Raw genomic sequence first — 10,201 nt, 5'->3', positions numbered from 1 at the left:
TTGTTCTCCAGCATCAATTTGCCAAGATTCATACATTGTGCTATCCCTTAACACATCTAACCATATGTCGTTTTCAAACTGAATAAACAAGTCCTCTGTGTCTTTTGCTAGGTAGCATGACCGTATTTGCTTTCCAGCTAGTATTAGCTTAATTTCTTCAACTGGGTCCTTTGACCAATCATAGTCAGGATGCTTTTTATCATTAGATGTGATTATCAGGCGATGTGAATCTCGAAGTCGTCAGAAACATTCTATATTCAAACTTGCGGAATTAAATTCTACAAAAATCATTGTGCTGGAACTGATTTGTGATAAAGAGCAAACAGATTGACTAACCATAAAAGAAAGTTCATTGCTATCCACATTTAAACCAAACATTAACCACACCTCAGTTTTTTAGTTGAGCTTCAGAAAAAAAGGCTACTGATACCTATTATGCAATCGCACCCTTTACCTGAAGATGGATTTATCATTTACTGGTCTTTTTCTTTTAATAATTTGTCTAATTTTTCTTCGATTCTTGCTAGTCTCCTATTTCTCTTTCTTGTGAGAATGAATACTACAACAACAATAGGGATTACTAACAGAACCATAAAAGCAAACAATTGAAAGAGAACATCTCCCCCATTTATGTAGGCTTGTGCTGTTAATAAAATCATCAATATCTCTCCTTTAATACATAAAGCTATTTCAATTGAAAAGTTCTTTCCTTCTTGAAGAACTGCACCCCGTTACTTTAAGTACATTGGTTCACGAACTTAATGTCCGAATGCACCAATCTTTTGTTTAAACTCATAGATTTCATAGTTATAATGTGACCCGTCTTTTTTTAATTCAATTACAAAAGTATTACTACTTGTTTCTACACGATACATATTACTTCCTAAGTATTTAATATTGCTTATTTCTGAGTCATTACCAAAAGCCGCATTTCTTACAGTAGGGTCAGCCAATATACTTGAAACTGTTCCTTCTGCTTTAATGTGGTGATACAAGTTATAAGGATTTATAGCTATGACAGCAATAATTAACAACACAAAAGTTAATACAAGTATTACTTTCTTCTTCAATAAACCTCACTCCTCTTCTTTTATTTTATTTCAATAACATTACTGAATATTCCTCACCCTTTAGTTCAATAAACTCTTGTGATGTATAATAACCATTAATTGAAATGACTGTTAAATTGGCACCCAAAATGACAGGCTAAAGGACAACCTTTTTGTAGTGTACAACAACTATTGTCTTTTAAATTTATTATGTCATCTCATAGGTCATTATTCTATTAAATATATCAAAAACCCTTTATACAAAAGGAAATTGGCACAGGTCAATTCCTGTGCCAATTAGTATGTCATTTAATTTAGATGCACCTCAAAACGGAACGGTTTAGAAAAATATTGTGGGGGTCTTTTCTAGGGAGGAATTTATAAAACCTTATTGAATATAAAAAGTGTAAGTTAAAAGAAAGGTGTTGATGAATTGAATAATCCAGATTATGACTATCTTTGGAAGGATGTCATTACGTCATTATTTGAAGAATTTCTCCTGTTTTTCTCTCCAGATTTGTACGAAAGGGTAGACTTTTCAGTCCAGCATGAGTTCCTCGAACAAGAACTTCTAACAATCATTCCAGATTCCAACAGCAACAAGCGAACCTCAGACAAGTTAGTCAAGTTACATTTAAAGGATGGTAACGAGCAATGGGTTTACATTCATATTGAGGTACAAGGAGATTATAGAAAGGACTTTCCAAAAAGAATGTTCCAATCCTTCTATCGAATTATGGATTTGTATGATCAGCCAGTTTATGCAATAGCGCTTTTCACAGACGAACGGGCCTCTTACAACAAAAATCAGTATTACTATGAATTCCTCGAAACAAAAGTTACCTACCACTATAATACCTTCCGTATTGCTTCTCAAACTGAAACCACACTTCTACAATCACAAAACCCATTTGCATTGGCGATATTAGCTGGATTATATGCCATTAAGAGTAAGAAGAATAAGGATATGAAGTATCATTTTAAACGACATTTGATGAGGATCCTTTTTCAAGATAAAATGAAGGAAGATAGCATTAAAAGAGAAAATATAAGTAAGTTATTTTTATTCATTGATAAGATTATAATCATGCCATATGAACAAGAGATTGCCTTGATTCAAGAAATAGAACTATTAGTTGAAAAGGAGGGATCGGTCGTGGGATTATCAATCGAAGATACAGTCTTAGGTCAGTACCTGTTAAATAAAGCAAGAGAAAAGGCTAAAATAGAGGAAAGACAAGAAGTTGCGGAAAAACTAATAAAACTTAACGTTAGTGTAGAAACTATTATTGAGGCTACTGGATTAAGTAAAGAGGAAGTAGAAAAACTGAAGGATTAAGGAACATAAAGAATCACCTACACTTTAATGTGCTAGGTGATTTTTTTATTTCTTTTAAAGTCACAACCCTTTTTACACAAGTAATCACTATATATGGAACAAAGTCCCTGTCCCCTTGGATCTTGGGACAGGGACTATGTCTTTCCTATTGAGACAAGGTCCTTGTCCCCATGGGTTTGTTTCTAAAATTTTTCTAGGAAAAAATCCCTTTTCCCAGTTAAGGATCGACTTTATTTAGAAAAGTAATAATCCTACTGATATTACAGCTCCACTTACAAATAAGATAACTACACAATATCCCATAATGTCCTTTGCCTTTAAGCCAGCGATTGCCAGTGCGGGAAGAGCCCAGAATGGTTGGATTAAATTCGTCCAAGCATCTCCCCAAGCGACAGCCATTGCTGTTTTCGCATAGGACACATCGAGTGCGTCTGCAGCAGCTAACATAACTGGTGCTTGAACAGCCCACTGACCTCCACCAGAAGGAACGAAGAAGTTAACGATACCAGCACTAATAAATGTAAATAGTGGGAACGTAAACTCATTAGAGATGGATACAAATGCCTCAGACATTACTGCCGCAAGACCTGAAGCTGTCATCATACCCATAATACCAGCGTAGAACGGAAACTGGATGATAATCCCACCAGCACCCTTTACAGCATCCAGTACAGACTCCAGAAATCTTCGAGGAGTACCATGGAATAGAATACCAAGGAATAAGAAAATAAAGTTGACGATATTTAAGTTTAAGCTAAAGCCACTGTTCACAAAATAGTAAACTAAGAAGGCTAAACCTAATAGACCAACTAACAATGAAACTATAAAGCTATTTTCAATTTTTTCAGCAGGAGTTAACGCTGATTTTTCAATCGTCGCAGCCTGAAGGTTAGATGAACCTTCAAGTAACTCAGGGCTTACCGTAATGGTTTCTTCCTTAGAAGGATGCATGAAGCGATTTAAAACAGGCAAAATTAAGAAAAGTGCTAACACAATGATTACGTTAAAAGTTGCAAAAATAGTTTGGCTTGTAGGAATGATACCAATTAAATCCTGTGAAAAATGTCCTTCGGTCGCAATCGTAAGTGGAATGGAACCAGAAAATCCACCATGCCACACAACGAATCCGCTGTAAGCGCTTGCAATTAATAGGCGGTAATCGACATTAGAAACCTTTTTCGCAAGCTCCTTTGCAAACAGGGCTCCGATAACAAGTCCAAATCCCCAGTTAATCCAGCTCGCAATAATAGAAATAACTGTAACTAAAATGATAGCTTGACCTGGTGATTTTGCTTTTGAAGCCAGAGCGCCAAGCCCTTTCTTAAACAATGGACTGCTTGCCAACACATAACCAGTGACCAATACTAGCACCATTTGCATCGAGAAGGCTAACAGACTCCAAAAACCGTCACCCCAATACTGAACCATGTTCATTGGTGAGCTTTCCGTTAGAAACAGGCCAAGCCCAAATACAACAAAAGTTAAAATGATAACAAACAAAAACGGATCGGGCAAATAACGCTGCATAATACGATTAAAAAACGAAATAGCAACCTTCACTTTAAAACCTCCATAATATTAGTTTGTGCTATGCACATAGTTATATTTACTACATTAACCATTGAAATACCTTCTAGTTGTGATGTTAGAAGAATAATAATTGGAAAATTTTATTCTATTTAATCGTGATTTTGCTTTACATAACTTAATCATTGAACGATGTGAGAATGCAGGTTTTACACCTAATGTCGTGTATGAAAGTTCGCAATGGGATTTGATTGCTGAACTTGTTGCAGGTGAATTAGGAGTTACCATGCTACCAAAATCTATCTATTCAAGGATGAATCAGAAAGCGATAAGCATGATACCTCCACACGCTCCTCCTATGTGGCAACTCGGAATTATAACGAAAAAAGATAGTTATCTTTCTTGGAGGACAGAAGGGACAGGGACTTTATCTCTTTTGTCTTATAAGTGGGCCAAAGTCCCTGTCCCCTTGTATCGAATAATTAATGAAAGAAGGGTGAAAAAATGGAGTTTAAAGATTATCTAAAGCATAAACATTTATTAGACAAAGGAGGAATGAAATTAAAGGATATATCTGTAGATCAATATATTAATAGACTTGATAATATGAGACGTGACGGGATATATAACGAAGAAAAACAGATTAAATCCTTTCTAGATAATAAAATCCAAGAGCGTTATAAGGATTGGAAGACATATGTTAGGACGATTAGGTTTTATCTTGCTTCTAAAAACTATTAATCAATAAAAATTAGAAACGGGTAGGTGGAATAATGGGTAAGTTCTATGTTCCTTCAAAAGGAGCAACATCATGGAGAGAGTTTCTAGCGGATCCTGTGAAACAATGGAAAAGAGGATATTCTGCATATGAATTAGCTCGTTGTTGGGAAGAGGCTAGCAATTTCCCATCCTGTGTTGACAGCGTATTCAAACAGAGTCAAATACCACTGTTTAACCACGTAAAGATATTGTATGGATTTCCGGAGTACAAGGTTTCCTTACCAGGAGGAAACGCAAGCTCACATAATGACCTTTATGTACTAGCAAATGCAAACAATGAACTCTTAACGATTATGGTGGAAGGAAAAGTTTCTGAACCCTTTGGTGATACGGTAGAAGTATGGTTAGGCAATAATCCCAGTAAGGGTAAAAGAGAAAGATTAGAATACCTGTTGAAACTACTCAGTTTACAAGAGGATTGTGTGTTAAAAATAAGATATCAATTACTACATAGAACTGCCTCCGCATTAATTGAAGCGACGAATGTGGCTGCTAATCATTCCCTTATGCTAATTCATTCTTTTAGTGAAAAAAGGAAATGGTTTGATGATTATGCAGAGTTTGTGAAGCTTTTGGGATTATCTCCTAAGCAGGATGAAATTGTGGGGCCAGTCCAACTAAATGGAGTAAATCTGTATTTTGGTTGGGTAAATGGGGAAATAGCATAAATGGTTTAAACAAGGGGATATAAACCCCGACCTAAAATCATCTACACATATATGTGATAGGTGATTTTTTTATTTTAATTTTTAAAACACCAGCAACCCCTTTTTATAAATCTTTGCCTATATACAAATATGAAGGACACTTTATATAGAAAAGGTTGTGGTATAAATGGCAAAATACAGAATGGTTCGCACTGACTTCTGGTTAAACCCAGTAGTGTCAGAAGAAATGACCCCAGAGGATCGATACTTTTTCTTATATCTCCTAACGAATCCTCATACGACTCAGGTTGGAATCTATAAGATTACGAAAAAGCAGATGGCATTTGATATGGGGTATTCGATTGAGAGTGTGGAGGCGTTGATGAATCGGTTTATTCAGCTGCACCAGGTGATTCGCTACAATCCGGACACGAGAGAGCTTGCCATCAAAAACTGGGGAAAGTATAACCTGCATAAGGGTGGCAAACCGGTGATGGATTGTATTTTATCTGAGCTAAAGAATGTGGAGGATTCTTCGCTTATTGCTTATGTGGCGGAATGTGTGGATAAGGAAGATATTCTAGCTGTCTATGAATCTTTTTGTACGAATGATGAAGGGGAACTGGAAGATTTCGAGGGAGTTGACGAATCGTGCCACGATACGTTGACGAGTCGATACACGATACGTGGACAAAAAGAAGAAGAAAAAGAAAAAGAAAATAAAAAACAACAACAACATTCTCTTAACTCAAGTGTAGATATTGATCTAGAACGGGAGAGCTTGAAAAAAGAAGATGTAAAAGAGGTTGTTGAATTTTGGGATCAAAATGGATTTGGGTTTTCGAATATTCATGCTAAGCAACAGTTGCTGTACTGGCTATATAATTCTAGCTTTTTACAACCGAAGGACATGATTTTGAAAGCGATGGAGATTGCTTGTTCTAGCAATATTAGGAGACTTAATTATGTGGTTGGGATTCTAAGAAATTGGGAAAACGATTCCGTTCTGACGTTAGAAGAAATTGATACATATGACGAGAATAAGAAGCAGGGTACAGAGCATAGGAAACTGGTTGAACCAGACAAGCCAAGTAAAGGTTCCTCCAAGGAATTTCAATTAGATCTAACGGCAGGTGAGGACTGGTGAGTATCGCGGAAAAGACGTTCATGGGTAGCTTGATGAAATCGGGTTACCTAATCAAGGATACAATCATTCGACCTGAGCAGCTAGAAGGCACCATTCACCAAGAATTAATGCGAAAAATGATTCACCTAAACCGAAATGGTAAAAATGCAGATTTGATTACACTAACCACCTTACCTGAACTTGATTTGTTCGGTGGGGTATCATACCTGGTTGACTTGTTATCGCATGCAGATATTGAGAAGTTTGAAGACCTAGAAGAAGTCTTAATTGATGTGTGGAAGGAACGGGAAAAAAGAAACATCCTGAAGATTGCTTCTTTGAATAATTGGGAGATTGCCAAGGTGCTAGCAGAACTGGATAAAATCAACCAAGTTAAAATTCATGATCACTCGTCGATCCAACAGGTTCTCACGGATATTTACGAAGCACCCTGGGAGGACCAGGAAGAAGTGAAAGTTGCGACAACTGGTATTAAAAAGCTCGATAACATGACGGGAGGCTTTCAGGACGGAGAGGTTACCATCCTTGCTGCAAGACCATCGATGGGAAAAACAGATGTGATGCTTCATTTGGCGAAAGCTGCTGGATGGGGAGGATATGTACCTATTATCTTCTCGTTAGAAATGCCTGAAAAGCTAATCACCTCAAGGCTTATAGCCTCCACGGGTGGTTTCAATCGAGCTAAAATGCGAGACCCGAAGACCATGCTAACACCAAAACAAAAGGAAAAATGGCCAGAAGTAATTGGGAATCTGAATGAAACCAATATACAACTCTTCGATAGTGCCGGACAAAAGGTTGCCGAAATGAGAGCAAAAACACGTAAAATCATGAATCAATTTCCAAACAAGAAGCCAATTATCTTTATAGATTATTTATCTCTCATTCAAGCTAGTCAATTTTATGGTGGCAATGCGCACTTACAAGTCACCGAAATATCCAAAAGCCTCAAAACGATGGCAAAGGACTTTGCTTGCCCTGTCCTTTGTTTAGCACAGTTAAATCGCTCGGTCGAATCGAGAAGCAATAAACGCCCCATGATGTCAGACATTCGCGAATCTGGAAGTGTGGAACAGGATGCCGATGTGATCTTGTTTCTGTATCGTGAAAAATACTATGACAAAAACTCCGACGATTCCTCTTTAGAAATCATCGTCTCCAAAAACCGAAATGGCCCTGTTGGTACAATCTCTGTAAAATATAACGAGCATACGGGGGCTATTGAGAACATAGATGAAAATTCGGAGCAGGTATATGGCTAATCAGCACTAATTCCCAAAATGAGGTGAACACACATGTTGGTAAAGGAGTTGTACCAAGACAGTTTAGAATATGAAGAATCATCCTTAGCTCATTACATTCACCATTTACTAGCAGAGGGTAAGCTTTCTTTAACGGACGATGTATCCAAGGTGGATTTGAATCAGGCAGATTATCAGAAAGTGAAAGAATCTATTCAAAATAACCTTTTAGGAATCAATCCAGTTCATATATTCTCACTAAAAAAGAATGCCGATGATTTTGTCTTTATCTTTGCACATAGTCCTGAGGAGGCGGTTACTTTCTATACCAATAAGTTTGGTTATAGACCGATCAACTGTCATGAGTATTCACTTGAGTTTGAAATGGTAAGAGGGAAGGTCAGTGTTACATTTCGGGAGATGAGAAAAGAGTTTAGTAGTTTTCCCGCGGTGGCGGGGTACTATAGGAAAATGGAAGCTAAAGCTAGTCTAGTGTAAGAAGAAATCTATTGATGTAAAAAATAGTAGGGAAGGAGGTTAAATGGTGGCAGTACCTAGTTCTCAATCACTTACGTTACCTTTATTAAAAATTTTACAGGATGGAAAAATACATATATTGAAGGATCTTTATCGACAACTAGCGGAAGACATTCGTTTAAGTGAAGCTGATAAAAATGAATTACTACCAAGTGGTGCAGAAAGGACATTTAATAATCGAGTTCGTTGGGCAAAGACCTATTTAGAAAAAGGTGGATTTCTAAGAACTGTTTCTAAGGCTAGGTATGTCATCACTAAACGTGGACTAGAAGTATTAGCATCGGAAGCTAATTTTATTAACGTTTACCCTTTAGAATTCGATGAACAGAATCAATTCAGTTCCATTTCAGATCAAGAACTCCTAGAAGAGACCTCAAATACAACTTTCCAGATTACAGAAAATGATACACCAGAAGAGATACTAGAAAAGAGCTACTACCGTATGAGTGAGGACCTCTCGACTGAACTACTTAGTAAGATTAAGGAATGTTCACCCGAATTTCTTGAAAAGCTTGTGGTCGATCTATTACTCGCCATGGACTACGGTGGAACCAAAGAAGATGCTGGACAAGCAATTGGAAGAAGAGGAGATGGGGGGATTGATGGAATCATTAAGGAAGATAAACTTGGCTTGGATACCATCTATATTCAAGCGAAAAGGTGGAACAATACAGTAGGAAGACCTGATATACAAGCGTTTGCAGGAAGCTTAGAAGGGCAAAGGGCAAAAAAAGGTGTGTTTATTACAACTTCTAAATTTACGAATGAAGCAAAAGACTATGTTCAGGTCATTAATAAAAAAATCGCGTTAATAGACGGAGAGTGGTTAGCCCAACTAATGATTGAGTATGGTCTTGGTGTTTCAGAATGTAAGAGATATATAGTCAAGAGAATTGACACTGATTATTTTGTTGATGAGGAAGTTAGTAGCGGGAAAGTAGGAGATAAACTATAAGCTAAATTCCATCGTTTCCCTAACGTTATAAAACACCAACCCTGTTAAAATTATAGTGAGGTGTTTTATATGTTTATATCGCCAATGTTACTACACAAAACGGAGCAACCATTTGACTCCGATGATTATATAACAGAATTAAAACTAGACGGAATCCGCTTATTATATTCAGTTGATCTACAAGGTAAAGTACGACTTTACACGCGACATAAGAACGAAGTCACATCAAAATTCCCTGAGTTAGTTGCCTTAAATAGTATTCCACCAGGCACTGTTCTAGACGGAGAGTTGATTGTAACTAACGAGGAGGGTAAACCGGACTTTGAAGCGGTTATGAGTCGTTTTCAGTCTAAGCGATCACATTACTGCATTAGTTATGTAGTCTTTGATGTGCTACTTCATCGCGGAGAATCGACGGTTAGCATCCCATTATTGAAGCGTAAGGAGCTACTTGCGGAGATTGTTGAGACCGATACTGAAATACTCTCAAAATCTCAGTTTGTTGAAGGTAATGGTGCTGCCTTTTTCGAGTTAACGAAGGCACAGTTACTTGAAGGGATTGTTCTGAAGAAGAAAGACTCTAAATATGAAATAGGAAAGCGTAGTCACTCCTGGTTGAAGTGTATTAATTATCAGTATGCTGACGTGCTTGTTACTGGTTATCGTAAAAATGAGTTTGGGTGGTTGCTTAGTGATTATAGCGGCAAGCCTCTTGGGATTATGGAGCTTGGGGTTTCTGAGCATGAAAGGAAACGTGGTTACCAGGCTAAGAGATTGCAAGAGAGTACCGATTTTGTTTTTATAGAGCCGTTTGAGACTAAAGTTAAGTTTCGGGAGTATACGAAAGCAGGATTATTACGTTTACCTTCGCTCGCCTAAGTGAAGTGAACCAAAAAAGTTAGACATTATATTTTAAGCAGCTTGTTGGACCTGAGACCTGTATTCAACGGGACTCAGGTCCTTTAACTTTGTCTTCATT

At 37.3% G+C, this 10,201-nt stretch carries 12 protein-coding genes; 9 read left to right on the top strand and 3 right to left on the bottom strand.

Annotated elements, in window-relative coordinates:
• Window positions 1–473: 473 nt before the first annotated feature.
• A complete protein-coding gene (locus tag G4D63_RS21580; RefSeq protein WP_239586011.1) occupies window positions 474–659 on the bottom strand; it encodes a hypothetical protein in 186 nt (61 codons plus the stop codon).
• Between the two features lie 99 nt (window positions 660–758).
• On the bottom strand, window positions 759–1,070 hold the full coding sequence (locus tag G4D63_RS21575; RefSeq protein ID WP_163182122.1) for a hypothetical protein: 312 nt from the start codon (window positions 1,068–1,070) through the stop codon (window positions 759–761).
• A 412-nt stretch (window positions 1,071–1,482) separates the two neighbouring features.
• Here G4D63_RS21575 and G4D63_RS21570 point away from each other — a divergent pair, with 412 nt between their 5' ends.
• A complete protein-coding gene (locus tag G4D63_RS21570; RefSeq protein WP_163182121.1) occupies window positions 1,483–2,388 on the top strand; it encodes an RpnC/YadD family protein in 906 nt (301 codons plus the stop codon).
• Window positions 2,389–2,622: 234 nt separating this feature from the next.
• Here G4D63_RS21570 and G4D63_RS21565 read toward each other — a convergent pair whose 3' ends face one another.
• Window positions 2,623–3,948 carry a short-chain fatty acid transporter gene (locus G4D63_RS21565; protein WP_338023998.1) on the bottom strand — a complete coding sequence of 442 codons (1,326 nt, stop codon included), beginning with the start codon at window positions 3,946–3,948 and terminating at the stop codon, window positions 2,623–2,625.
• A 100-nt stretch (window positions 3,949–4,048) separates the two neighbouring features.
• Between G4D63_RS21565 and G4D63_RS21560 the strand changes: the two genes are divergently transcribed.
• From G4D63_RS21560 to G4D63_RS21525, 8 genes are all read left to right on the top strand, one after another.
• Window positions 4,049–4,441, top strand: a complete 393-nt coding sequence (locus tag G4D63_RS21560) for a LysR substrate-binding domain-containing protein (RefSeq protein WP_163182120.1) — start codon at window positions 4,049–4,051, stop codon at window positions 4,439–4,441.
• A complete protein-coding gene (locus G4D63_RS21555; protein ID WP_163182119.1) occupies window positions 4,420–4,656 on the top strand; it encodes a hypothetical protein in 237 nt (78 codons plus the stop codon). Before G4D63_RS21560 ends, G4D63_RS21555 begins: the two co-directional genes overlap by 22 nt.
• A 32-nt stretch (window positions 4,657–4,688) precedes the next feature.
• Window positions 4,689–5,363: a DUF6946 family protein gene (locus G4D63_RS21550; RefSeq protein WP_163182118.1), complete on the top strand. Its 675-nt coding sequence runs from the start codon at window positions 4,689–4,691 to the stop codon at window positions 5,361–5,363.
• 166 nt (window positions 5,364–5,529) lie between these two features.
• Window positions 5,530–6,489 carry a DnaD domain-containing protein gene (locus G4D63_RS21545; RefSeq protein WP_239586010.1) on the top strand — a complete coding sequence of 320 codons (960 nt, stop codon included), beginning with the start codon at window positions 5,530–5,532 and terminating at the stop codon, window positions 6,487–6,489.
• Window positions 6,486–7,751: a DnaB-like helicase C-terminal domain-containing protein gene (locus G4D63_RS21540; RefSeq protein ID WP_163182117.1), complete on the top strand. Its 1,266-nt coding sequence runs from the start codon at window positions 6,486–6,488 to the stop codon at window positions 7,749–7,751. The genes G4D63_RS21545 and G4D63_RS21540 overlap by 4 nt, the downstream gene beginning before the upstream one ends.
• Before the next feature lie 33 nt (window positions 7,752–7,784).
• Entirely contained in the window at window positions 7,785–8,228 is a 444-nt protein-coding gene (locus G4D63_RS21535) for a hypothetical protein (RefSeq protein ID WP_163182116.1), read from the top strand.
• 46 nt (window positions 8,229–8,274) lie between these two features.
• The gene (locus G4D63_RS21530) at window positions 8,275–9,222 is read left to right on the top strand and encodes a restriction endonuclease (RefSeq protein ID WP_163182115.1); all 948 of its coding nucleotides are present in this window, start codon (window positions 8,275–8,277) and stop codon (window positions 9,220–9,222) included.
• A gap of 69 nt (window positions 9,223–9,291) precedes the next feature.
• Entirely contained in the window at window positions 9,292–10,101 is an 810-nt protein-coding gene (locus tag G4D63_RS21525; RefSeq protein WP_163182114.1) for an ATP-dependent DNA ligase, read from the top strand.
• Window positions 10,102–10,201: the final 100 nt, after the last annotated feature.

Source organism: Bacillus mesophilus, assembly GCF_011008845.1.
In the GTDB taxonomy this organism is placed as follows: domain Bacteria; phylum Bacillota; class Bacilli; order Bacillales; family SA4; genus Bacillus_BS; species Bacillus_BS mesophilus.
The sequence above is the reverse complement of the archived record's forward strand: the minus strand, read 5'-3'. Positions and strand labels throughout refer to the sequence as shown.